We start from the raw sequence: 23,125 nt of genomic DNA, 5'->3' as shown, positions 1-23,125 counted from the left end.
TATTGATGTGTCAGCGATCCCGGTCAGGAGTCTAATCCGTGAATAGCCGGAGGCTTTAGTCTACGGATTCCAAATCATTCGACGCCAAACGGGAGCGGATCTGGAAACAGAAGTTGGAGCATGGTTAAGCGCCAAGTCCAAGGGTGGTGGCTGAACTAGGAACGTTAGGTGAATTACTCGCCAGCAGAATGGGTGTACTCCCATGCATCACGCACGATCTGGTCTAGGTCCGTGCGGGTGGGCGCCCAGCCCAGCTCGTTCTTCGCGCGCTGAGAGGACGCGATGAGCGTGGCGGGGTCGCCGGCGCGCCGGGGCGCGACCTCGGCGGGGATCGGGTGGCCGGTCACGCGGCGGCAGGCATCGATGACTTCCTTGACTGAGTAGCCGTCGCCGGAGCCCAGGTTGAAGATCCGGTGCTTGCCCGGGGTGTTGGACTCTAAGGCGAGCAAATGCGCATCGGCGAGGTCGCGGATGTGGATGTAATCGCGCACGCAGGTGCCATCCGCGGTGGGCCAGTCGTCGCCGAACATCAGGATTTTGTCGCGTGTGCCCTGCGCAACCTGGAGGACCAGCGGAATGAGGTGGGTCTCCGTGGCGTGGTTCTCGCCGAGGCCGCCGTACGCGCCGGCGACGTTGAAGTAGCGCAGACTCGTCGCGCCGAGGCCGAAAGCGGTGGCGTAGGAGGTAATTGCGTAGTCGATGGCCAGCTTGGTCGCGCCGTACGCGTTGGTCGGGGCGGTGGGCATGTCCTCGGTGATGGGCACCTGCTCCGGCTCGCCGTAGGTGGCGGCGGTGGAGGAGAAGACCAGAGACGCCACGTCGTGGTCGCGCATGGAGTTGAGCAGCTTCAGTGTGGTGCCCACATTGTCTCGCCAGTACTCGTCGGGCTTCTCCACGGATTCGCCCACAAGGGAGCGGGCGGCGAAGTGGAGGACGCCGTCGACAGGCCCGTCCGCGAGAACGTCGTCGATCACGTCGTTGATGTCGCCCTCGACAAGCGTCGCGCCCTCCGGCACCGCGTCGCGGTTACCGGTGGAGAAATTGTCCACGATAGTGACGGAGTGGCCCGCTTCCAGCAGGACCTTGGAGCAGACACTGCCGACGTAGCCGGCGCCTCCGGTGACGACGAGACGGGACATGGAGAGATCTCTTTCTAGTGGGAGAGCAAGCGGACGGCGGAATATCAGGCGTTCAGCGGAGTGACGCGCAGAGCGTGCGCCAACTCCGGGGCCAAGTCTACGCGGGAGCCGGACTCGGTGATCACGGCAAGTGAGCCATTTTCGTTGCGCTCGAGAGTCACTGCCACTCCGCGGCTGATGCCGTACCGGCAGATGGAGGAGTAGTGCTCCGAGTCGAGCTGCAGGATCTCGTTGATCTGCACCACCTCAACGCGGACGGGCTCCGTGAGATCGAGGTCGCTGGCGCGTGAGCCCAAGTCTTTCTCAGTGGGCTCGGTGTAACCGAGTTCGTCGAGCGCGGGGATCGGGTTGCCGAAGGGGGAGCGGGTGGGATCATCGAGGACTTTGAGCATCTGGCGCTCGACGTCTTCACTCATGACGTGCTCCCAACGGCACGCCTCGGCGTGGACCTGGCTGAGGTCGAGGTTGAGCACGTCGGTGAGAAGACGTTCTGCGAGGCGGTGCTTGCGCATGACCGAGGTGGCTAGTTCGCGGCCCCGTTCGGTCAAAGAAAGGGAGCGGTCCGACTCAACGACGATCAGGCCGTCGCGCTCCATGCGGGCGACAGTCTGGGAGACGGTGGGGCCGGACTGGTCGAGGCGTTCCGCGATGCGCGCGCGCAGCGGGATGATGCCTTCTTCTTCAAGCTCGTAGACCGTGCGCAAGTACATTTCGGTGGTATCTACGAGATCTCTCACTACGGACTTCCCTCAATCCTTCACACGGGGGCCGTGAAGTGCGCACTCGGGCAAAGCAGCGATGCGAGGGCCCAACACGGTCAACAGCTAATAACGGCTAGAGCACATAGTAACCCAGAACACACCGATCTTTGGCCGGTACGCCTGGGTGACGGGGTTAGAGCGCGTAGTCGCGCAGGCGATCAGCGCGGTCGCCGACACGCAGCTTGCTCATGACTTCGCGCTCAATCTGGCGGACGCGCTCGCGGGACAGACCGAATTTGCGTCCGATCTGGTCCAGGGTGCGTGGCACGCCGTCATCGAGCCCGTAACGCAAACGGATCACGTCCTGCTCGCGCTGCTCCAAGCCGCCGATGATGTCGTTGATGTCGTCGTGGCGCAGGGCAGAGACGACAGCGTCCTCGGCGTCGGCTGCTTCAGCGTCCTCGATGAAGTCGCCCAACGGGGCTTCCTCGTCGGCACCGACCGGCATGTCCAGGCTCACCGGGTCGCGGGACTGGCGCAGCAGCATCTCGATCTTGGATTCGTCGATGCCGGATTCCTCCGCCAGCTCTTCGTTCGTGGGTTCGCGGCCGAGCGACTGGTACATCTCGCGGCGGATACGGGAGAGCTTGTTCACCTGCTCCACGAGGTGGACTGGGAGGCGGATGGTGCGCGACTGGTCGGCCATGCCGCGCGTGATGGCCTGACGGATCCACCAGGTGGCGTAGGTGGAGAACTTGAAGCCCTTGGTGTAGTCGAATTTCTCCATCGCACGGATGAGACCCAGGTTGCCTTCCTGGATTAGGTCCAGCAGCGGCATGCCGCGGCCGGTGTAGCGCTTGGCCAGGGAGACGACGAGGCGCAGGTTCGCCTCGAGGAGGTGGGAGCGGGCCTTGCGGCCATCTTTGGCCAGGATCTTCAGGTCGCGGCGCTTCGCCCGGGTGAGGTCCACTTCCGGGTCGTCGAGGAGATGCTGAGCGTACAGACCGACCTCGATGCGCTGGGCGAGCTCGACCTCTTCCTCAGCGTTCAGTAGAGCAGTCTTGCCGATGCCGTTGAGGTAGACGCGCACGAGGTCGGCGGACGGATTATCGTTCGTCTGGTTTCGCCGGCTTCCGCGGTCGACTTTCTCTTCATTGTCATCGACATGATCCACATTGGGCTGAGTCATGGATGAAAGCTCCTTCAAGTCTCGCGAATCTATCGTTCTAACGCCGGACAAGAGCAGTTTGTTCCCGCTGTGGGCCTCTCCCGCTGAGCTGTGTGTTCGCGCAGCTCAGCGGGGGTTGTGCGGAGGAGCGGGTGCGCGGTTGCCGTGAATGGGACTTTAGCAGTTCCGGTTTAGCTTTCAACCAGTACGGTGAACGGTCCGGAATTGACGGAGGCGACCTCCATCATCGCGCCGAAGCGGCCCTCCTCGACGTGGATTCCTCGCGCCCTGAGCCCCTCGGCGATTTTCGCAATGACGGGTTCGGCAACGTCGCCCGGGGCTGCGTCGGACCAGGAGGGGCGACGACCCTTCTTCGTGCGCCCCATGAGCGTGAACTGGCTGACGAGCAGAACGGGCGCACCGGCTTCCTCGACGGAGACTTCGCCGTCGAGAATGCGCAGTTCGGCGATCTTGCGCACCATCGTCTCCCACGCGCCGTCGGCGTCTGCCGAGCCGACGCCGACCAGAGCGAGGATCCCGCCGGTCTCCGGGCAGTCGATGGCGCCGACGGTCTCGCCGTCGACAGTGACGGATGCTTCGGTTACGCGCGTGAGCACGGCCTTCATGGGTGGTGCGTACTTTCTGTGGGGAGCTAGCTGTTCAGGCTGACAATGTCGGTGGGCAGGACAAAGCCGTGGCGGATCAGGTCGACAATGACGGCGGCGGCTTCGTCGTAAAGCGCGGTCTCCGCGTCATCGTCCAGTCCGTGGGATGCGGCCCAGAGCGAGACAATGTCGCGCAGCGGCAGGCCATCCGGGTTGAGGCCGGCGAGGATCGCGGCGACAGCGTCGTCCACATCGTGGGTGAAGCGTGGGCCATCGGTACGCGTGATGCGCTTGACCTCCGGCGCGAAGCCCATTCCGGTCACCGCGTCCGCGAGGCTCACGTCCTCGAGGGCGACGCCGGGCCGCAGGGCATAGCGCGCATCGAGCACGTCGCTTATCGACGTCCCCCTCAACCACTCCATCCGCACGAAATACTCCTCAACCTCGGGGCCGAGGGGGTCCGTGAACGGCTGCGTGAGGGTCTCCGTGGTGACCTCCGTGGGAGCGTCGCCGATATCGCGCACGAAGATCCACCCGAACCCGACAGCACGCACGTCCTGTTCGCGGAAATGCGCGAGCCAACGGCGGGTCCGCTCGATCCCGTCGGCTGAGCGCGGGTCTACGGACTCGTCTTTGAGCCACGTGGACACGTACAGCGCGGGGTCGACGACATCGCGCTGCAGGACCCACGCGGAGACCCCTGTCGACGGGAACCAGCTGGCCACGCGCTGCTCCCACGACTGGTCGCTGGTGTGCACCCAAGAACCGAGGATGAACGCGGAGCCGTTTCGCGCCAGATGGTGGGGCACTGAGGAGACGACGAGCTCCGATGCACCATCCAGGTCCAGACCCGAATCCCGGTAGACGTGGCCTACTTCGGGCAGACCGACGACGAAGGGCGGGTTGGCCACGATGCGGTCGAAGCGCTCACCTTCAACGGGCTCGAACCAGGAGCCGTGACGCAGCTCGACATTGTTCACGCCCGCACCCGCCATGGTCGCCTCGGCGAGGGTGAGGGCGCGTTCGTGGACGTCTGTGGCCACCACGCGCTCGGCGGAGGTGGACTGCGCGAGTGCCTGCACGCCGGAACCGGTGCCCACGTCGAGCACGGACTCAACTGGAGTCAGGGGAGTGGCAGAGAGCAGCGACAAGCTCGCCGCGCCCACACCGAGGACATGGTCCGGCCCCGGAACATGGTCGGTCATGGACGCGTCCAGGTCCGAGAAAATGAAGCGGTCGCGCCCCGCGATGATGTGCGGGCGGACATCCAGGGCAATCTGGAGGTCGCCGGAGCGGGTGGGGGAGACCACGGCGGCGTCGATAAGCGAAAGAACGAGACGCGCCGGAAGATACTCGGAGAGCTCTTCCGCCGTCATCTTCTCACGCACGAGGAAGAAGCGGATGAGGCCGGACAAACGCGAGCTGTCGCATGCCTCGAGGACCGCGCCGGGCTCCCCACGGAAGAGCGCCTCCATCGCGTCGGGCCCGAGGTGGGCGGCGATGGAATCCGCCGTGAATCCGGCGTCGTCGAACTCGCGGACGAGGTCGCGCGCGATGTCGGTTGGCTGCACGGTGTGCTCTCCTTAATCCTCGTGGTCGATCGTTCCGGGGCTGTCCGGCTCGGGCCGCGAGCTGGGCTGGCCGGCGGCCAATTGCTGCTGCTGCGTGTACGCCACTTGTGCTTGGCGCGCGGCCGCAGGCTTGTACACGTTGCGCGAACGCTTGTCGCGGACCTCGTTCGAATCATTCGCCACCACCACGGAGATCCACGGAAGCGGAATGGAGATGGCGAAGAAAATGATGGCCAACACCCAGTTGTGCCACCACATCACCGCGGCGATGGAGAGGAAGACGAACGGGAGGCGCATGCCCTGCATGATCAGGTACGCCCGCTCGCGCGACCGGAGATTCTCCATCGGCGAACGCTTCGCGGACGTAATCAACTCGGCCTTGCGCCGTCCGAAGCGCTTACCGGGCGAGCTCACGGCATCCGCGTCCACCACGTGTGGATCGCTGGAACCGCCTGCTGTGCTCATGGGAACCCAGGGTAGACGCTGGCGGCGCGCTCGTGCGACTCCCCGTGGCCCAGGGCAAGTGCCGGTAGTGCCTCAACATGGTTTTTAAACATGGTTCGGCCAATGAGGCATGATGGTGTGCGTGACACAGACGACGACGAAGACGATTGAACGGCCCGATGTCCGCGACGACACCTCGCAGGACAATGACACCCCCAAGTTCTTCCACTACGTGAAGAAGGACCAGATTGTGAACTCCGCAGTCAGCGGTGCCATGGTCGTCGCGTTGTGCGGTGAGACCTTCCCTGTGCGGAAGCAAGCCAAGCCCGGATCGCCGGTGTGCCCCGACTGCGAGCGGATTTACAAGGGGCTGCGCCGCAAGTGACATCAGCCGTCCAGGGCAACGGGCCGTCTCTGCGCCAATGGCAGCAGGAGGCCCTTGACCTTTTTCTCGCCCAGAAACCGAAAGACTTCCTCGCTGTGGCAACGCCGGGCGCGGGTAAGACGACCTTCGCGTTGACGCTGGCGAGCACGCTGCATGCGGAAAAGACCGTGGAGCGCATCATCGTCGTGGTGCCCACGGAGCACTTGAAGGTGCAGTGGTCCCAGGCCGCGGCGCGGTTCGGGCTGTCGCTGGACCCGGAATTCACCAACTCCTCCGCAGTCAACCCCGCCTACGACGGCATCGTGGTCACCTACGCGCAGGTGGGCATGCACCCGTTCAAGCACCACGCGGTGGCGTCGTCGCGCCGCACGCTGGTGATTTTGGACGAGATCCACCACGCCGGCGACGCTAAGAGTTGGGGCGACGGCGTGCGCGAGGCGTACAACGACGTCGAGCACCGCTTGGCTCTTACCGGCACTCCCTTCCGCTCGGATGACTCCGCGATTCCGTTTGTCACGTACGAGGAGGATGGCGAGGGGCACCTCGTCTCCCAGGCGGACTACACCTACGGTTATGCGGAGGCGCTGGCGGACGGTGTGGTCCGCCCCGTGGTCTTCCTCGCATACAGCGGCGAAGCGCAGTGGAAGGATTCGGCGGGGGAGGAGTACTCCGCGCGCCTCGGCGAGCCGCTCGACGCGGCGCAGACCGCCCGCGCATGGAAGACGGCGCTGGACCCGAAGGGCGACTGGATTGCCGCCGTCCTCCAGGCCGCCCAGACCCGGTTGACCAAGATCCGTTCCCACATGCCCGATGCCGGCGGCCTGGTGATCGCCACCGACACCACCACGGCGCGTGCGTACGCGAAGATCCTGCGCACGATCAGCAACACTCCCGTCACGGTCGTGCTTTCCGACGAACCAGGGTCCTCCAAGCGCATCGCCGAATTCTCAGCCTCCCAGGACGAATGGCTCGTGGCTGTGCGCATGGTCTCCGAGGGCGTCGACGTGCCCCGGCTCGCGGTGGGCGTGTACGCGACCTCCGCCTCGACACCGTTGTTCTTCGCCCAGGCCATCGGCCGCTTCGTACGTTCACGCATGCCGGGCGAATCCGCCTCGATCTTCCTGCCCTCCGTCCCGGTCCTGCTACGTCTGGCGGAGGAAATGGAGGTCTCCCGCGACCACGTTCTGGGGAAACCCCACCGCGAGTCCGGCTGGTCCGACGAGCTGCTCGAGCAAGCCAACCAGAAGCGCAGTGAGCCGGACGAAGCCCCGAAGTACGAATCCATCGGGGCATCCGCCGAGCTGGATTCGCTCATCTTCGACGGCTCCACCTACGGCACGCCCACCCTCGCCGGCACCGACGAGGAACAGGATTTCCTTGGGCTTCCCGGGCTCCTGGATGCCGAGCAGGTGAAGACCCTCCTGCGCAAACGCCAGTCCGATCAGCTCGACGCCCGCGAAGCCGAGGAGAAGGCGCGGCGCGCGGAGGAAGCCGCGCGCGAGGCGGCCAGGGATAAGGAGCCGCCTTCGGCCGCGCCGGGTAGTGCTGTCGACGGCGGGAGCGGCGTGGCGTCGGAGGATATCCCGGCGCTGCGTCAGGAGCTCAACGCACGCGTGGCCATCATGGCATCGCGCACGGGGCGCCCCCACGGCGCGATCCACACTGAGGTGCGTAAAGCCTGCGGCGGTCCGCCTACCGCATTGTGCTCGGCGGACCAGCTCAGGGAGAGAATCAAGTACCTGACGCAGTGGTAGGCTCGGCCGCACTATGGTGCACCCGAACCCATTCGGCGCTGGGTACCCGCGCAGCCCCCGGGACCCGTTGAACGAGCCGTACGGCGGCTACTCCCACGAGCGCGCCGGCCAGTTCGACGGCTACGGCCAACCCTTCGACCAAGGCCCCGTAGACGCCTACGGCCGCTACAACCCGCACGGCCCGAACTCCTACCTGCCTGCCGGTGGACCGTCCCCGACGGCTGGGGAGCCCATGCGCGCGAACGGGTACGCCACAGCATCGTTGATCCTGGGCATCCTCACCGCCCTGACCTCGTGGTGGTTCATCATCTCCGGCTCCATTGCAGCGATTGGCGGAATCGTCCTCGGCGTCATAGGCATTGGCCAGAACCGCCGGGGCCTGCGTCGCGGCGGCCTCGTGCAGGGCACCATTGGCATTGTGCTGAACGGCTGCGCGCTGGTCAGCGCCATCGTCTTCGCCGCCATTCTCATTTCGATGACCGGTGACCCCGGCGCACCCGCTTACGACGGCGGTGCCCCGTCAGATCCCGGCGGCGTCAACGAGAGCATTCTCGAGCGTTCCCACGACCGGTACACCGAGAACGTATGAGATCTGCGGGGCGTCCGGCGAAGCAAATGTGAAAACTGCCCCAGAGTTGGAAAGTAACCGTGGGGCAGTAGATGGAGGGAGCGAGTCTCGAGCTAGTCGAGGTAGTCGCGCAGCACCTGCGAGCGCGAGGGGTGGCGCAGCTTCGACATCGTCTTGGACTCGATCTGGCGGATGCGTTCGCGGGTGACGCCGTAGACTTGGCCGATCTCGTCGAGGGTGCGGGGCATGCCGTCGGTAAGCCCGAAGCGTAGGCGGACAACGCCGGCCTCGCGCTCGGACAGAGTGTGCAGAACGTCCTGGAGCTGATCCTGGAGCAGTGTGAAGGACACGGCATCCACTGCGACGACTGCCTCGGAATCCTCGATGAAGTCGCCGAGCTGGCTGTCGCCCTCGTCGCCGATGGTCTGGTCGAGCGAGATCGGTTCACGGGCGTACTGCTGGATCTCGAGGACCTTCTCCTCGGTGATGTCCATTTCCTTCGCCAGTTCCTGCGGCGTCGGCTCGCGGCCCAGGTCCTGCAGCAGTTCGCGCTGGATGCGTCCGAGCTTGTTGATGACCTCGACCATGTGGACCGGGATGCGGATCGTGCGGGCCTGGTCGGCCATCGCGCGGGTGATCGCCTGACGGATCCACCAGGTGGCGTAAGTGGAGAACTTGTAACCCTTGGAGTAGTCGAACTTCTCCACCGCGCGGATCAGACCCAAGTTGCCCTCCTGGATCAGGTCCAGGAAAGCCATGCCGCGGCCGGTGTAGCGCTTCGCCAGGGAGACCACGAGGCGGAGGTTCGCCTCCAGGAGGTGGTTCTTCGCCTTGCGGCCGTCGCGCGCCACGGCGCGCAGGTCGCGCTTCATGGCCGGGCTGAGTTTGGCATCCTTGTCGCCTTCGTCGGCGGCGCGCTGCATCTCGTCGAGACGGTACTGGGCGTAGAGGCCAGCCTCGATACGCTTGGCCAGGGAGACCTCTTGCTCCGCGTCAAGGAGTGCGACCTTACCGATCTGCTTCAGGTACGCGCGCACCGAGTCGGCCGATGCAGTGAGTTGAGCGTCCTTACGGGCTTGGCGCAGCGCGGCGGACTCTTCAATGTCCCACACGGACGGCGCAGAGGACTCTTCTTCCTCGTCGTCGTCAGTGCTTGCAGGTGCCTTCTCGGAGCTATCTTCCTCGCCGAGCTCGGGCACGACATCCTCAGCGTCGTCCTCGTCACTGTCGTCCTCGATCGCGGCATCGACGGCCTCTTCATCGTCGAGGTCCTCACCGAACTCGTCGTCGCCCAGGGCGTCATCGAGCTCGTCGTCCATGTCGCCATCGAGGTCATCGTTGTCGATGTCCTCATCCAACATGTCGTCATCGAGCTCGTTGTCGTCCTCGGCGGACTCGTCCAGCTCGTCGGTCTCCGGTGCTTGCGTTTGAGCCGCGGCGGTTGTGCGAACCGTCTTTTTGGCGGCCGACTTCCGCACCGTTTTCTTCGCTGTCTTCTTGGTTGTCTTCTTCGCTGCCTTCTTGACAGTCTTTTTGGCCGTCGCCTTCTTAGCAGTCTTCTTCGCTGTCTTCTTGGTGGCTTTCTTCACGGCCTTCTTCGCCGTTTTCTTCGCGACGGTCTTGCGGGCAGGCGAAGTAGCGCCGGTGTCCCCGGAGGTGTCAGCGCTTGTCTCAGGGCTGTTCTTGTCAGATGGGGTGCTCGCTGCCACGTACGACCTTTCGTGAGCTCGTCGCTTCTCTTCGTCAGTGTCCCACCACAATACGGGACTGCAGTGTCAACGCGGAGAGGCGGAGTCTATTCCTACGTCCATGAGTTACGGCGCGATACCGGCCCCGGTGGGAGGGTGCCCCGCCATTGCCGGTACCGCTGAGTATTGAACAACCCTACAGCATACGCATGCGTGCTTTGCGTGCGCCACCTTGCTGAACTCATTAATTTCACGCGGCGCCGCCACGGTGCGGAGGCGGTCTACGGGGCGACGTGCTTCCACACAGCCATAGCAGCTCCGACAATGCCGGCCCGGTTACGAAGTGTTGCGGGAACAACCGGAGTATCGATGCTGAGCAGCGGAACCCACTTGTCGGCCTTACGCGAGATACCGCCACCGACGACGAAAGCGGAGGGGGTGAAGAGACGTTCGTACTCGGCGAGCACGGTGCTCACACGTTTCGCCCACTTCTTGTAACTCAGTTCTTCACGGTCGCGCACAGCGGAGGACGCTTGGTGTTCCGCCTCTTTGCCACCGACCATCATGTGGCCCAATTCCGTGTTGGGGAAAAGGTCGCCGTCCATGAGGAACGCAGACCCGATTCCCGTGCCGAAAGTCAGGAAGATCACAGCCCCCGACCGGGCCGTCTCGTCGCCGAAGGCTACCTCGGCGAGACCTGCGGCGTCGGCGTCGTTAAGCACGGCGAGTTCCCGTCCCGGAAGGCGCTGCGCGAAGAGATCGTGGACGTTGGTGCCAATCCAGGAGTCGTCGATGTTGGCCGCTGTGCGCGCGATTTGGTCGGTGACAACGGACGGCAGGCAAATGCCCACTGGGCCGTCCCACTCCAGCTGGCGCACAATTTCTGCGGTGGTGTCGGCGACGGCTTCCGGGGTCGCAGGTTGCGGAGTCTCAATCTTGACGCGCTCGCCGACAAATTCGCCCGTTCGCATATCGACGATCGCCCCCTTCACCCCTGAGCCGCCGATATCGATGCCGCAGCAGTAGCTGCGTGTCCCCTCATCGGCTGTGGAGGACTCATTTCCGCTGGTGTGATTAACCCCGTTATCCATGGTGAATCAGTCTAGCTACGCACAGAGCTGGGTGTGGCCCAGCGAGGAAAGGGGAGGGTGATGCGACACGCCGAAACGGCGATGTGGGAGCGAAACATGACAGAGAGAAGCCGGTGATTTAGTATCGCCTCGAAAGTAGAGCAGTAATGGCCGATATAGGGGTGATTCAGCACCCATGAAAGTACGGTTGCTACTGCGAAAATGTTTGCAGAAGGAGACCCACTAGTGGCCACCGATTACGACGCGCCCCGCCGCCGTCTCGACGATGAAATTGAGACCGACTCCCTTGAAGGCCTCAAGGCCGAGGAAGCGGCCGGCAGCAGCATGGACGATGACGGAGAAGTCGTGGATGCGTTCGACCCGCCGCAGGTTGATCTCAGCGGCGAAGAACTCAACGTCTCCGTGGTTCCGAAGCAGCAGAACGAGTTCACGTGCGCTTCTTGCTTCCTTGTCCAGAAGAACAACCGTCTCGGCCACACTGAGCCGGACGGTTCCAAGATCTGTCTTGACTGCGAGTAGCTAGTCCTTCTGCAACGGCTCCGTCGCCCGGTCCGCTTGATCGGGCAGAAATGCCCGGAGAAGAGCTTCCGGGTCTCTCGACGACACGAGCCAGTACGGCGTGGGGTCCTCCGGGTCGTCCAAGACGAAGAGTGCGAGCTCATCCACCCACGCGTGGTGCACGAGGTACGCGGCTGGGTCGAGCTGACGCCCGAGCGCGTTCCGTGTGGCCGTCTTAGGCACGGCGAGCGACCGAGCGACGACAGTCGACGGCAGGTTGGCTTCGCCGATGACGAGCCACCGAGTTCCGTCGGCATCCCTCTCCACTTTCACCACCGTTGACGACAGGTGCCACAAGAACCACGCGATCACGGCCGCAACTAGAACGAAGGTGATCACGAACCACCAGATGCCGCGGTTGTTCCCCATCTGCCCACCCAGCAGGGCCGCGAAAGCAAACCCCACGATCCACCACCACACGGGCACCCACTGGCGCTCCGAATAGAGCACCTCCGGTGTTGCGGCAGGGGGCGTGGTCATGTTGTCGCTCGCATTGTCAGTCCTGTCAGTCACATACCCCATGTTAGGCAGGAGGAACGGCAAGTCTTAATCCTGCGCATGCCGGGCGTGGCTGTGAGCGAGTATTGCGTTCGCGTCGCTTCCACACCCTGCCAGCTCTGAATCTGTGCGCGACAGGACACCTCCCACCTGACGTAGTGTGGGGCCGTGACTAATCAAGCGATTGAAACAGGCGCAGCCGGCATAGGGCCGATTCCGCTGAAGCGGATCGACCCCGACCTGCCCATGCCCAAGCGCGCGCACCGTGGCGATGCGGGTGTGGATCTGCATTCCGCAGAGAACCTCACCATTGCACCGGGGGAGCGCGCTCTCGTGAAAACAGGCATAGCGCTCGCGCTGCCGCTGGGCACCGTGGGACTTATCCACCCGCGTTCGGGTCTAGCCGCCAAACACGGGCTGACCATTGTCAACGCGCCTGGAACTGTGGACGCGGATTACCGCGGCGAACTGATGGTGTGCCTGCTCAACACGGATAAGGACACTCCTTTCGAAGTCACTAGGGGGATGCGCATTGCACAGCTCGTGGTTCAACGGGTGGAGTTGCCTGAATTCGTAGAGGTCGACGAATTGGACGAGACGGTCCGCGGCGCCGGCGGTTACGGCTCAACCGGCGTGGCCCCTGGCGTGATCTAGACACTCCGTCATCTAGGCATTCTTAGAATTCAAAGAAGCAGATTAACGCTTTTAGGCGAACCGGTAGCGACAAGGAGAACACTCACTATGGCACTGTGGCCGTTTGGCAAGAAGAACAAGAAGAACGTAAATGCGGAGCCGGTGGAAATTCCGGATGTCAGCGATACCGGCAGCAACCCGGTCGATGAGCCCGTGGAGGAGACTGCAGCTGCTGTCACCGAGACCGGCCCTGAGACCACCCGGGAACCGGTAGTAGAACCAGCTGTCGCGGATACCCCTGCGGATGCGGCTGCAGCGTCCGAGTCGCCGCAGAAAGACAAGAATGAGACTGCGGCCGCGAGTGCAATCGGGAAGACGTACACCGGCCCGGTGACCAAGGAGCACGACGCGATCGGCGGTGACACCGGCCCGTTCGACGGTGACAACGTGGACATCACGGAATTCGACTTCAGTGATTTCGCCGAAGGCATCCTCAACCTTGGTTCCATCCAGCTGCCTCTGCCGAAGGGCTCCCAAGTGCAAGTGGAAATGGGCGAGCAGGGCCCGCGGATGCTGCACGTGGTCACCGAATTCGGCCGCATCACCCCGGTAGCGTTTGCAGCTCCGAATTCAGGCGGCATGTGGGAGGAATCGAGCGACGAGATCGCAGAGGGGATGCGCGGCGACGGAATGCCGGCAGCCTACGAAGAAGGGCCGTGGGGCCGCGAGGTCGTCGGCCGCGGTGATAACGGTGTCATCCGCATCATCGGAGTGGAAGGGCCGCGTTGGCTCTACCGCGTCACCCTCGCTGCCCCGCACGGAAAGGAAAATCAGCTCGCGGAGTTGGCACGGGAGATCGTTGCGCGCTCCTTCATCTACCGCGGCACCGCGCCGGTTTTGGCGGGTAACTCTCTTCCAGTTGAGCTCCCCGCTCAGCTCGCGGCGCAGCTCCAGCAGGCCATGGCGCAGCAGCAACAGCAGCAGAACCAGAACCCAGAGAACTAAACCCAACACGGAAGCGAGGACGTGAAGCAACCAGCAATGGATGACGGAATCTCTACCCCTGATACCCCAAACCACTCGGATTCCAAGACCGCACCAGAGGTATTGCGTGTGGGCGGCGAGCTGACGCTGACACCAACGACAATGGCTCACGGTGGAGAAGCGATCGCGCACGCCCCCGACGGGCGGGTGGTATTTGTCACTGGCGCAATCCCGGGCGACACTGCGCGGGTGACGTTGACCAAGGTGAAGAAGAACTGGGCGCGGGGTGAGGCGACCTCCATCGAGGAGCCCTCCCCGGACCGGGTGGATCCGGCGTGCCCCGCGGCGGAAGCTGGTGCAGGGTGCTGCGACTACTCGCACATCACACCGGCGGCCCAGGAGCGTTTGAAGCGTGAAATTCTCGTTGGCCAGCTGGATAAATTCGCGCGGCCTAGCGGTGTACTCACGGGTTTCGACCTCGCCATCGATCTCGAGCAGGACACGTTGGCGCCGCAGACCGGTTGGCGCACCCGTGTCCGCCTCGGCGTGGGGGAGGACGGCCGCGCCGGAATGCGCCGAGCCCGCAGTCACGACGTCATCGCAGGTGTGCGCTGCACGCAGGTGAACCAGGAAGCGCTCGACGGCATTGTCGGGCCGGATGCCCGTGCATTCACGCCTGGAGCGGAGCTTGTTGTGGTGGTGGATTCGCGCGGGAAACGACACGTCGTGGAAACGCAACGTGCTCAGCGCGGAAAGCGGATTGAGCACATTGAAACGCGTATCGAGGGTGACGCGGCGGTCACCGAGGCAGTTCCAGCGCCGATGGGCTCCGGCCTGGAGGAGGCGGTGTTCCGCTTCCCGCCGACGGCGTTCTGGCAGGCGCACACCACCGCCCCCGCCACGTATTGCCGCTACATCGCGGATTGGGCCGAAGACACATACGCGCGCCCCGTCGGGTGGGACCTGTACGGCGGTGTGGGCCTGTTCGTGCCGGAGATAAGTGACGCGCTCGGCTCCGGCGCGCACGTGGTCAGCGTGGATTATTCCGCGGCAGCAACACGTGACTTGCAGCCTGCGCTCGAGCAATTCGACGTTGAGGTGCGCAACCAGAAGGTGGAGGCGAGCATCGACGGTCTCCCGGACCCGGGGCTTGTCGTGCTCGATCCGCCGCGAACGGGCGCGGGCACTGACGTGGTGCACGCAGTCGCCGCCCGGAACCCGCAGCGTGTCATCCACATCGGCTGCGATCCCGCGACCTTTGCGCGCGACCTCGCTGCGTGGGGCGAAGCAGGATACGTCGTGGAACGCATGGCGCTTATCGACGCCTTCCCAAACACCCACCACTTCGAGGTTCTCACGAGCCTCATTCCTGCAGTTCCCACCCCCGAAAAATGATGGTTTCGGGTACGTGCGGTGTAAGCTCGATCAGAACGACTGAGTCCGCCGCCGGTAGCCCGGGCAGCGATGCCCACGGTGGCAGCAACAGCAACATCCCCGGTGGCGGGGAGAATTCGCCGAGAAGGAGCCAAGACGACCATTGAGTAGGCTTGACCACCTCAACCTTCCCGCTGATCTGAAGAGCATGTCGGGCGAGGAGCTCGACCGTCTCGCGCGCGAGATCCGCGAATTCCTCATCCAGAAGGTGTCTGCGACTGGGGGCCACATCGGCCCGAATCTGGGTGTGGTGGAACTGACTATCGCGCTGCACGCGGTCTTTGATTCCCCAGAGGAACCGATCATCTTCGACACCTCGCATCAGTCGTACGTGCACAAGATTCTCACCGGTCGCGCCAGCCAGTTCGACACCCTCCGCCAGAAAGACGGTTTGTCGGGCTACACCAGCCGGAGCGAATCGGAGCATGACTGGACCGAGTCGTCTCACGCTTCGGCAGCTCTCTCCTACGCTGATGGTCTGTCTAAGGCGAAAGCGCTCCAAGGAAACGGAGACAAGAACGTTGTGGCGGTCGTCGGCGACGGTGCACTGACCGGCGGCATGTGCTGGGAAGCGCTGAACAACATCGCGGAGGGGGACCGCAACGTTGTCATCGTGGTCAATGACAACGGCCGCTCCTACTCGCCGACCATCGGTGGTTTTGCTCGCAACCTTGACGAGCTGAAATCCCAGATCGCACAGATTCGGATCCAGCCGGGATACGACGAAGTCATGGAGCAGGGCAAACGAACCCTGAAATCCATGGGGTGGGTCGGGGAACGCGCATTCGGTGCGCTCCAAGCCGTCAAGGAAGGCATCAAGCACCAAGTAGTGACTACCCAGATGTTCCAGGACCTCGGGTTGAAATACGTCGGTCCGATCGAAGGACACGACATCGGTGCACTGATGACGGCGTTCGCCTACGCCAAGCAGTATGACGGGCCGTTGATCGTTCACGTCGCAACAGAAAAAGGGCACGGATTCGCCCCGGCCGTCAACAACGAGGCGGACCAGATGCACTCCACCGGTGTCATTGACCCGGTCACCGGTGAAGCGCTTGGTGAAGCTGGTCCCGGGTGGACGTCGGTCTTCTCCGAGGAGCTGCTGCGCGCCGCGCATGAGCGCGAGGACATCGTCGCGCTGACCGCCGCGATGGCCGGACCCACCGGATTGACACCGTTCGCCGAGAAATTTCCGTCGCGGTTCTTTGACGTCGGTATCGCTGAACAGCACGCGGTGACTTCTGCCTCGGGAATGGCTTTGGGCGGTTTGCACCCGGTTGTGGCGATTTACTCCACCTTCCTCAACCGCGCCTTCGATCAGCTGCTGATGGACGTGGGGCTGATCAACCAGCCGGTCACACTCGTGCTCGACCGTGCGGGGGTGACCGGCAGCGACGGGGCGAGCCACAACGGTGTGTGGGATATGGCGATCACGTCGATTGTCCCTGGCATCCGAGTCGCCGCGCCGCGCGACGCCGACCGTCTACGCGAGGAATTCCACGAGGCGATTGCTGTCGACGACGGGCCGACGGTCGTGCGTTTTCCCAAGGGCGATGTCGGACCGGCGATTGAGGCCGTGCGTCGAACCCCCGGCGGATGCGACATCCTGGTCGATCCCCGCGAAGCCGGGGACAAGACAACGGATGAGGTACCCGAAGTTCTCATTGTGGCTGTGGGAGAGTTCGCGGAGAACGCGGTCGCAGCTGCCGAACAGCTGAACAGTGAAGGGCACCGCATCACCGTTGTGGATCCGCGCTGGATTGTCCCGGTGAGTCCGGAGATCGTCGAAATGGCTGCAAACGCTGACATGGTGGTGGTCTACGAAGACGGAATCGTTCGCGGAGGAATCGGATCGGCTATCGGCGAAGTGCTCAGTGCCGCTGAGGTGGACACGCCCCTGCGCCATTTGGCATTCCCGGACGTGTTTCCGAAGCACGCCTCGCGATCGCAGCTCATCGCCAGTGTTGGGCTGGATGCGGAGTCTGCGCGCACGTCCATGGCGGAGTGGATCGAGAATCTCTAGAGGTTTCTCGGGCACTACGTCCCGATGAGCTGGAACAGCGGCGCGACTTCGGCGATCTGCCACTCGCGTGCACCGAGTGCGCGCAGCAGAATTGCAACTCGGTGGGTGCTCCATGGCCCGGGCTCTTGTGTCACGGTCCACACTGCTTGACGCAGTAGCGCCGGAGTGATGAGCACTTCCGGTTGGATCTCCAGCTGGCTGGCCGTGTAGGCCACCGCCGAGCGCATTGCCTGCACCGACTCCCATGAATCTGGGTGGTGGCGCTGCCACGCGGACTTTCCGGGTGGAAGGCTGTCGTGGTCGAGCTTGTGCTCTCTCTCGGGCCAGTCGGCGGGGTCTGATTCGTAGACCGATTCAAGAACCGAGAACCACGACTCCACAGCACCTCTGCGGCGACGGGGGAATCCGGGGATCATTCTTAGATCCCGCGGAGTGCGGGGAAGCTCCTTCGCCATGGCGAGGAGGACTTTGTTGGGTAACAGCAACGACGGGGACAGGTCACGGGCGCGAGCCTGACTGTCGCGCACCTCCCAGGCAGTCCGGGCAACGGCGAGGGATTCGCTCTTCTTCAGGTGCGAGATCCCCTTCATGTCCCGCCACGTCTTGTGGGTGGGTTCCCATTCGGCGTACTCGGCGACGATGAAGGCGAATTCCTCGTCGGCAATGTCCAGTTTGTCCGTAGCGGCAAGAAGCTCCGCCTGCGCTTCAGCGAGCTCGTTGAGGTAGATGACGTCTTCGGCGGCGTATACGAGCCATTCCGGTGGCAGGGGCACCTCGGACCAGTCCTCGCGGCCGTGTCCCTTTTCCAAGTGGACCCCGCAGAACTCTTCGACCATGGCTCCGAGGTTGGGTTTGTCGAATCCGAGGATGCGTCCCGCTAACGCGGTATCGAAAAGCGTGCCGGGGTACAGGCCGAGCTCCGCCAAACTGGGCAAATCCTCGGGAGCTGCGTGGACAATCCAGTCTTCGCCGTTCAGCACCGGTGCGAGGATTTCCTGGAATTCGGAGCGGTGTCCCTCGGGAGCGAGAAGGAAAGTGCCCGCATCGCGGCGGAAGACCTGGACTAGGAACGCGCGGTCGTCGTACCTGTACGAGGAGGCGCGTTCAGTGTCGATGGCGAAGGGGCCACGTCCGCGGGACAGAGCGTCGGCGGCGCGCCTGTACCCCTCCGGTGTTGCGTCCAGCTCGTAGTCGGCCCCTTTCGGGTGCCGGTGGGAATGGGGCATGGTTTAGCGGCGGCCGTCAATGCCTGCGACGCCCTCGGGCGGCAGGCCGGCGACGTGAGCGAGGACCTTGGAGAACGCCTCGACGTGGTGGGACAAGTCCGTACCGGTCGCGGTCCATGAGGCGCGCATTTCAATCTGGTAGGCGCGCGGTGGGCCACCGATCTCACCGAAGCGAACCGAGGACGTCGAGGTCACGGTGCCGCCGAGATCGGTGTAGTCGGCCCCGGACTCGGCAAGGGATTCGCCGAGCCACTGCCACGCCACATCCGGCAGGAGCGGGTCGGAAGCCACCGCGTCGTCCATGTCCGCCTGGATATAGGCGACTAAGCGCATCGAACCTTCCCACGTCTCCTCCGAAGAAGGGGAGTACAGGAGGATCAGGCGGCCGAAGGCGTCGCCTTGGGAGTCGGTGGGGATTGGCGCGTCGTCGTCAAGCTCCTGCACCTCGAGCCCCACCGCGTGGCTGTACGGTGCGGGACGCTGCGGTGGGCGGATGGTGCCCAGGCTGATCTCCGGCCGCAACTGTGCGCGGTGCATCGATTCCACGGCTTCGTTGAACTCAGCGGGAATTGTCGCGGACTCCCCATCCTTGGTGGCGGTGGATGTTGGGGAGGGGGCGGCGGAGAGCTGCGGGTGGTCCGAATGTGTCACGCGTTCCAAGCTATCTAGACGCTGGCACCATTCTGTGGAGGCGCGCCGTTGCCCGCGGCAGGGTGCACGGTAGGATCGGCGTATAGAACTTTTGTTGGACCTCCCGCGTGCGGGAAGAAAGGATGCGCCGCAATGACACAGCCGGACATTGAGAAGCTCAACAACACACAGCGCTACGCCCAGTGGGCCACGTTCCGTGCGATCCCGGGGGCGCTGGGCAATGAGCGCTCGGAGATCATCGCCGAGGTGAAGAACTTCTTCGCCCGCCTCGAGGAGGAAGGCAAGGTCGTCGTCCGCGGTATCTACGACATCTCCGGTATTCGCGCGGAAGCGGATGTGATGATCTGGTGGCACGCGGAGGAATTTTCCGACATCCAGAAGGCATACAACGACTTCCGCCGCACGACGGTGTTCGGCCAGGCGCTCGAGGTCTTCTGGATCGGCGTGGGGCTGCACCGTCCGGCGGAGTTCAACCGTGGCCACCTTCCGGCGTTCATCATGGGTGAGGAGCCGCAGGATTGGATCACGGTCTACCCGTTCACGCGTTCCTACGACTGGTACATCATGGATGCGGATAAGCGCCGCCGTCTGCTCATTGAGCACGGACAGGCCGCAGCCGAGTACAAGGATGTGCGCGCCAACACGATGTCGGCGTTCTCCCTCGGCGACTACGAGTGGATGCTCGCCTTCGAGGCACCGACGCTGGAGCGCATCTCCGACCTGATGCACAAGATGCGCTACACCGAGGCGCGTCTCCACGTGCGCGAGGAGCTGCCGTTCTTCTCCGGACGCCGCGTCGCGGATGTCGCTGAGATCATCGAGGTTCTGCCTTAAGAGCAGCCCGCTTATCGACGAAAAGCCTGTCCACGCTCACCGCGTGAACAGGCGTTTTTCGCTGCAGTGCCCAATTATTGGACCGGCTTTTTCTCCAGCGTCATGGAGATGGAGTTGATGCAGTAGCGCAGGTCCGTCGGGGTGTCGTAGCCCTCTCCGGCGAAGACGTGGCCGAGGTGGGATTCGCAGTTGGCGCAAAGCACCTCGGTGCGCACCATGCCGAGCGAGCGGTCTTCGCGCTCGATGATCTTGTCGCCTGCCAGCGGGGAGAAGAAGGACGGCCACCCGCAGTGGGACTCGAATTTCTCTGTGGAGCGGAATAGCTCCTCGCCGCAGGCGCGGCAGCGGTACACACCCTCGGTGGTGGTGTCGGTGTACTCGCCGACTCCGGGAGGCTCCGTGCCGGCCTCGCGGAGCACGTGGTACTCCTCGGGGCTCAGGCGCTCACGCCACTGCTGCTCAGTCCAGTCGCTGTACTTCGTGTTTTCCGCCATGGCGTTGCGTCCTTTCAGGTCGGTTGAATGTCCGGGAGTGCGTCGTTGCTTCTGTAGCCTCCGCCACCGGTGTGTTGAGCGCGGCTGCTACCGCCCATGCGGCGACCGCGACGATGAACACCGCCCAGCCCACTGTGGGCAGGAACGTGTCCAGCCAACGGCCGGCGACATAGTGGCCCTCCACTACCCAGCTCAGCGGTGACAGGCACAGAATTATTCCCGCCCACGCGGCCGGGGAGCGGAACGCGCTGAGACGGCTTCCCAGAGTGAACACGGCGGGGAAGAGCATCATGGAGTAATAGGCCTGCCCGAGCGAGGAAAGTAAACAGACACCGGCCAACAGGACAGCCGCTGTGGTGGCGGCCCACATCCACGGTGCGGTGTAGCGGAACCGAGCGAGGGCGACCACAGCTGCGAGCACTGCCGCTGCGAACAGAAGGAACAGCCCGGCATGGAGCCATCCCGGCATTCCGAAATAGACAGCTGCACCGGCTAGCGATGAGTTGGCGTAGTCACGGGTTTGCTTCAGGTACGGTGCGACGACGTCGATGTAGTCGCGTGCGCCAGGAGTCAGCGGCCACGCGACCGCGTTGAACACCACCGGCACGACGATTGCGCCGACGATCGCGCGCCAGTCCAGACGCAGCAGGGGCAGCAGTAGTAGCGGGGCGAACATCGGCTTGACCAGGATACACAAGCCTAAGACTGCGCCGGCAGCCCACGAGGACCCGTTTCCTTCCCCTAATAGCCAGGCGAGGAAGACCACGAGACCGAGGAACAGAATCCCGTTGATGTTGGAAAAGCCGAGTGTGTTGGTCACTGCCTCAGTGGTGAAGGCGAGTGCGATGGCGCCCGGGAACACCGGGGATGCGAGGGTGCGCCCCGCCAACCGGGTCAACCACGCCAGTGCGGCGATGATGCAGGCGGCGTTAGCGAGGATGAACAGTGCGCGGACAGCGGGCATGTTGTCCACCAGCCCCAGCGGGGAGAGCAGCAGTGTGGCGCCCGGGTTGTACAGGTAGTGCGGGTCGACGTGGTAGTAGACCTCGTTGTACACCGGTTCCCGCAGGACAAACCGCCGGGCGGCGGACCACACGGTGGTGAAGTCGTCGGTGACGGTTCCGGGCAGCGCCACGGCGAACACGCGGTGGACGACGAGGAGGAGAGCCAGCGGCCACAGGAACGCATTGGCCACAGCCGGCCAATTCTGAGGCTGATCCGGTGCGGGGGAGGACCAGGCGGAGCGAATTGCGTTCATGCGGGTAGTCACAGCCCCCAAAACTACTAAACGGCCACTAGTTTCCTGCGCCCACCCGCCGGTAGCGGGCGAAGATATGGGAACCGGCGGAGTGCACGTCCTCCAGCTCGAGCTCCACGTCGATGTCGCCGGACAGGCCGGCGGGCTCGCCGTTGACGTAGGGGGCGGCGGTGAGGTGGAGGACGTCGATAAGCGATGCTTCGAACATCGCGGCGTACAGCGACGGGCCTCCCTCGCACACGATGCGGCCAAGCCCCCGCGCGCGGAGCGTATCGACGATCTCTTGCGCCCCGCCTGTTCCCGTCCCGACGAGTTCTGCACCTGCCTGTGCGAGAGCGTCGCGCTGCTCGGCGAGGCTCGCGTTGGTCAGCGACTCGTCGGGCGTGAGAATCAGCGGGGGAGTGCCGCTGAAGAGTTTCGCCGTTGTGTCGAAGTCGAGGGAGCGCGACACCACCGCGAGAGGAATGTCCGCCGGGCCGTAGTCCTCTGCCTTGACCGTCCCGGACCCCACAAGGACGACGTCGGCCCATTCGCGCAGTGCGAGCATGACCTGTTTGTCCGCGTCGTTGCCAAGCGCCCCGGACGTGCCGCCGGAGGTGAAGGATCCGAATGCCGTCGTGATAGCCACCGCACGGATCTCTTCTGTGGCGGTGCCTGGGCCGATGATTCGTTCGTTCATGTGGTCCAGCGTAGGTGGGGTGAGGCTTAGGAGCTGATCACTGGACACAGAAAAACCCCGGCGATTTTCGTCGCCGGGGTAGTGGAGCGGATGACGAGACTCGAACTCGCGACCCTCACCTTGGCAAGGTGATGCGCTACCAACTGCGCTACATCCGCAAAGGACCGTAGTCCTTGTGCGCGATACTGGGATCGAACCAGTGACCCCTACCGTGTCGAGGTAGTGCTCTACCGCTGAGCTAATCGCGCGCAATATTCACATGAATATGGAGGTGGAAACGGGAATCGAACCCGTGTACAAGGTTTTGCAGACCTTTGCCTCACCACTCGGCCATTCCACCGCGGGCGATTTCCGCCTCTTTCACAGTACCAACCCGTGCGTGACAGGTTGTGTACCTAGAGCGGATGACGAGACTCGAACTCGCGACCCTCACCTTGGCAAGGTGATGCGCTACCAACTGCGCTACATCCGCATCGTGCAAGACGGTGCTTGCACGAAGAAGATCGTTGATTGATCTTCGTGCGCGATACTGGGATCGAACCAGTGACCCCTACCGTGTCGAGGTAGTGCTCTACCGCTGAGCTAATCGCGCTTATGTTTTAAGTCCCGCGTGGGGACTTGGAGCGGATGACGAGACTCGAACTCGCGACCCTCACCTTGGCAAGGTGATGCGCTACCAACTGCGCTACATCCGCATGCATTCGTTCGCTGTGAACTTGTGCGACTAGAAACTCTAATG

At 63.7% G+C, this 23,125-nt stretch carries 23 protein-coding genes and 6 tRNA genes; 9 read left to right on the top strand and 20 right to left on the bottom strand.

Features of this window, described 5'->3' with window-relative positions; all coding sequences use genetic code 11:
- Window positions 1-173: 173 nt before the first annotated feature.
- The 6 genes from galE to CZ338_RS10080 form a co-directional block, all read right to left on the bottom strand.
- Window positions 174-1,139, bottom strand: a complete 966-nt coding sequence (gene galE / locus CZ338_RS10105) for a UDP-glucose 4-epimerase GalE (protein WP_087118068.1) — start codon at window positions 1,137-1,139, stop codon at window positions 174-176.
- A 44-nt stretch (window positions 1,140-1,183) separates the two neighbouring features.
- Complete coding sequence (locus CZ338_RS10100) at window positions 1,184-1,876, bottom strand: metal-dependent transcriptional regulator (protein ID WP_087118067.1); 693 nt, start codon at window positions 1,874-1,876, stop codon at window positions 1,184-1,186.
- 157 nt (window positions 1,877-2,033) lie between these two features.
- Window positions 2,034-3,029: a sigma-70 family RNA polymerase sigma factor gene (locus CZ338_RS10095; protein WP_087118066.1), complete on the bottom strand. Its 996-nt coding sequence runs from the start codon at window positions 3,027-3,029 to the stop codon at window positions 2,034-2,036.
- Between the two features lie 170 nt (window positions 3,030-3,199).
- Window positions 3,200-3,634, bottom strand: a complete 435-nt coding sequence (gene dtd, locus CZ338_RS10090; RefSeq protein WP_087118065.1) for a D-aminoacyl-tRNA deacylase — start codon at window positions 3,632-3,634, stop codon at window positions 3,200-3,202.
- A 26-nt stretch (window positions 3,635-3,660) separates the two neighbouring features.
- Window positions 3,661-5,184 carry a DUF7782 domain-containing protein gene (locus CZ338_RS10085; RefSeq protein WP_235839531.1) on the bottom strand — a complete coding sequence of 508 codons (1,524 nt, stop codon included), beginning with the start codon at window positions 5,182-5,184 and terminating at the stop codon, window positions 3,661-3,663.
- Between the two features lie 12 nt (window positions 5,185-5,196).
- Window positions 5,197-5,649 (bottom strand): DUF3099 domain-containing protein, encoded by a 453-nt coding sequence (locus CZ338_RS10080; protein ID WP_087118064.1) that lies wholly within the window; start codon window positions 5,647-5,649, stop codon window positions 5,197-5,199.
- 112 nt (window positions 5,650-5,761) lie between these two features.
- Between CZ338_RS10080 and CZ338_RS10075 the strand changes: the two genes are divergently transcribed.
- From CZ338_RS10075 to CZ338_RS10065, 3 genes are read left to right on the top strand one after another with little or no spacing between them, the layout of a single operon-like run.
- On the top strand, window positions 5,762-6,013 hold the full coding sequence (locus CZ338_RS10075) for a DUF3039 domain-containing protein (protein ID WP_087118254.1): 252 nt from the start codon (window positions 5,762-5,764) through the stop codon (window positions 6,011-6,013).
- Window positions 6,010-7,767, top strand: coding sequence for a DEAD/DEAH box helicase (locus CZ338_RS10070; RefSeq protein ID WP_087118063.1), 1,758 nt, complete (start codon window positions 6,010-6,012; stop codon window positions 7,765-7,767). The genes CZ338_RS10075 and CZ338_RS10070 overlap by 4 nt, the downstream gene beginning before the upstream one ends.
- A gap of 13 nt (window positions 7,768-7,780) precedes the next feature.
- Window positions 7,781-8,356 carry a DUF4190 domain-containing protein gene (locus tag CZ338_RS10065; protein WP_087118062.1) on the top strand — a complete coding sequence of 192 codons (576 nt, stop codon included), beginning with the start codon at window positions 7,781-7,783 and terminating at the stop codon, window positions 8,354-8,356.
- Window positions 8,357-8,448: 92 nt separating this feature from the next.
- Here the strand turns inward: CZ338_RS10065 and CZ338_RS10060 are convergent, their stop codons facing one another.
- Together CZ338_RS10060 and ppgK are read right to left on the bottom strand one after the other, a co-directional pair.
- A complete protein-coding gene (locus CZ338_RS10060) occupies window positions 8,449-10,044 on the bottom strand; it encodes an RNA polymerase sigma factor (protein ID WP_087118061.1) in 1,596 nt (531 codons plus the stop codon).
- 260 nt (window positions 10,045-10,304) lie between these two features.
- Complete coding sequence (gene ppgK, locus CZ338_RS10055; protein WP_087118060.1) at window positions 10,305-11,114, bottom strand: polyphosphate--glucose phosphotransferase; 810 nt, start codon at window positions 11,112-11,114, stop codon at window positions 10,305-10,307.
- Between the two features lie 225 nt (window positions 11,115-11,339).
- On the opposite strand from ppgK, the gene CZ338_RS10050 reads away from it, so the two are divergent.
- Window positions 11,340-11,633 (top strand): DUF4193 domain-containing protein, encoded by a 294-nt coding sequence (locus tag CZ338_RS10050; protein WP_087118059.1) that lies wholly within the window; start codon window positions 11,340-11,342, stop codon window positions 11,631-11,633.
- On the opposite strand, the gene CZ338_RS10045 is transcribed toward CZ338_RS10050, so the two are convergent.
- Window positions 11,634-12,152: a DUF3093 domain-containing protein gene (locus CZ338_RS10045; RefSeq protein WP_087118253.1), complete on the bottom strand. Its 519-nt coding sequence runs from the start codon at window positions 12,150-12,152 to the stop codon at window positions 11,634-11,636.
- Window positions 12,153-12,338: 186 nt separating this feature from the next.
- On the opposite strand from CZ338_RS10045, the gene dut reads away from it, so the two are divergent.
- From dut to dxs, 4 genes are all read left to right on the top strand, one after another.
- A complete protein-coding gene (dut, locus tag CZ338_RS10040; RefSeq protein WP_268875432.1) occupies window positions 12,339-12,824 on the top strand; it encodes a dUTP diphosphatase in 486 nt (161 codons plus the stop codon).
- An 87-nt stretch (window positions 12,825-12,911) separates the two neighbouring features.
- Window positions 12,912-13,808 carry a DUF3710 domain-containing protein gene (locus CZ338_RS10035; RefSeq protein WP_143341301.1) on the top strand — a complete coding sequence of 299 codons (897 nt, stop codon included), beginning with the start codon at window positions 12,912-12,914 and terminating at the stop codon, window positions 13,806-13,808.
- A gap of 36 nt (window positions 13,809-13,844) precedes the next feature.
- The gene (locus tag CZ338_RS10030) at window positions 13,845-15,182 is read left to right on the top strand and encodes a class I SAM-dependent RNA methyltransferase (protein ID WP_087118058.1); all 1,338 of its coding nucleotides are present in this window, start codon (window positions 13,845-13,847) and stop codon (window positions 15,180-15,182) included.
- 142 nt (window positions 15,183-15,324) lie between these two features.
- Window positions 15,325-17,244: a 1-deoxy-D-xylulose-5-phosphate synthase gene (gene dxs, locus CZ338_RS10025; protein WP_087118057.1), complete on the top strand. Its 1,920-nt coding sequence runs from the start codon at window positions 15,325-15,327 to the stop codon at window positions 17,242-17,244.
- 14 nt (window positions 17,245-17,258) lie between these two features.
- Here dxs and CZ338_RS10020 read toward each other — a convergent pair whose 3' ends face one another.
- The gene (locus tag CZ338_RS10020; protein WP_087118056.1) at window positions 17,259-18,470 is read right to left on the bottom strand and encodes an HRDC domain-containing protein; all 1,212 of its coding nucleotides are present in this window, start codon (window positions 18,468-18,470) and stop codon (window positions 17,259-17,261) included.
- Between the two features lie 3 nt (window positions 18,471-18,473).
- Window positions 18,474-19,121: a DUF3000 domain-containing protein gene (locus CZ338_RS10015; protein WP_087118055.1), complete on the bottom strand. Its 648-nt coding sequence runs from the start codon at window positions 19,119-19,121 to the stop codon at window positions 18,474-18,476.
- A gap of 132 nt (window positions 19,122-19,253) precedes the next feature.
- On the opposite strand from CZ338_RS10015, the gene hemQ reads away from it, so the two are divergent.
- Window positions 19,254-19,955, top strand: coding sequence for a hydrogen peroxide-dependent heme synthase (gene hemQ, locus CZ338_RS10010; protein WP_087118054.1), 702 nt, complete (start codon window positions 19,254-19,256; stop codon window positions 19,953-19,955).
- A 74-nt stretch (window positions 19,956-20,029) separates the two neighbouring features.
- Here the strand turns inward: hemQ and msrB are convergent, their stop codons facing one another.
- The 9 genes from msrB to CZ338_RS09965 all read right to left on the bottom strand — a co-directional run bounded on the left by msrB (window position 20,030) and on the right by CZ338_RS09965 (window position 23,081).
- Window positions 20,030-20,449 (bottom strand): peptide-methionine (R)-S-oxide reductase MsrB, encoded by a 420-nt coding sequence (gene msrB, locus CZ338_RS10005; protein WP_087118053.1) that lies wholly within the window; start codon window positions 20,447-20,449, stop codon window positions 20,030-20,032.
- Window positions 20,415-21,719, bottom strand: coding sequence for a glycosyltransferase family 87 protein (locus CZ338_RS10000; protein ID WP_235839529.1), 1,305 nt, complete (start codon window positions 21,717-21,719; stop codon window positions 20,415-20,417). Before CZ338_RS10000 ends, msrB begins: the two co-directional genes overlap by 35 nt.
- Before the next feature lie 25 nt (window positions 21,720-21,744).
- Entirely contained in the window at window positions 21,745-22,386 is a 642-nt protein-coding gene (locus CZ338_RS09995; RefSeq protein ID WP_087118052.1) for a dihydrofolate reductase family protein, read from the bottom strand.
- 82 nt (window positions 22,387-22,468) lie between these two features.
- Window positions 22,469-22,544: transfer RNA gene (locus tag CZ338_RS09990), tRNA-Gly, on the bottom strand.
- Between the two features lie 18 nt (window positions 22,545-22,562).
- Window positions 22,563-22,634 (bottom strand) — tRNA-Val (locus CZ338_RS09985).
- An 18-nt stretch (window positions 22,635-22,652) separates the two neighbouring features.
- Window positions 22,653-22,726, bottom strand: a tRNA-Cys gene (locus CZ338_RS09980).
- Window positions 22,727-22,785: 59 nt separating this feature from the next.
- Window positions 22,786-22,858 (bottom strand) — tRNA-Gly (locus CZ338_RS09975).
- A gap of 48 nt (window positions 22,859-22,906) precedes the next feature.
- Window positions 22,907-22,978, bottom strand: a tRNA-Val gene (locus tag CZ338_RS09970).
- A 27-nt stretch (window positions 22,979-23,005) separates the two neighbouring features.
- Window positions 23,006-23,081: transfer RNA gene (locus CZ338_RS09965), tRNA-Gly, on the bottom strand.
- Window positions 23,082-23,125: the final 44 nt, after the last annotated feature.

Origin of the sequence: Corynebacterium urinipleomorphum (assembly GCF_900155535.1) — a bacterium.
GTDB lineage: Bacteria > Actinomycetota > Actinomycetes > Mycobacteriales > Mycobacteriaceae > Corynebacterium > Corynebacterium urinipleomorphum.
Note: the sequence above shows the minus strand (reverse complement) of the source record. Positions and strands in the feature narration are given on the sequence as shown.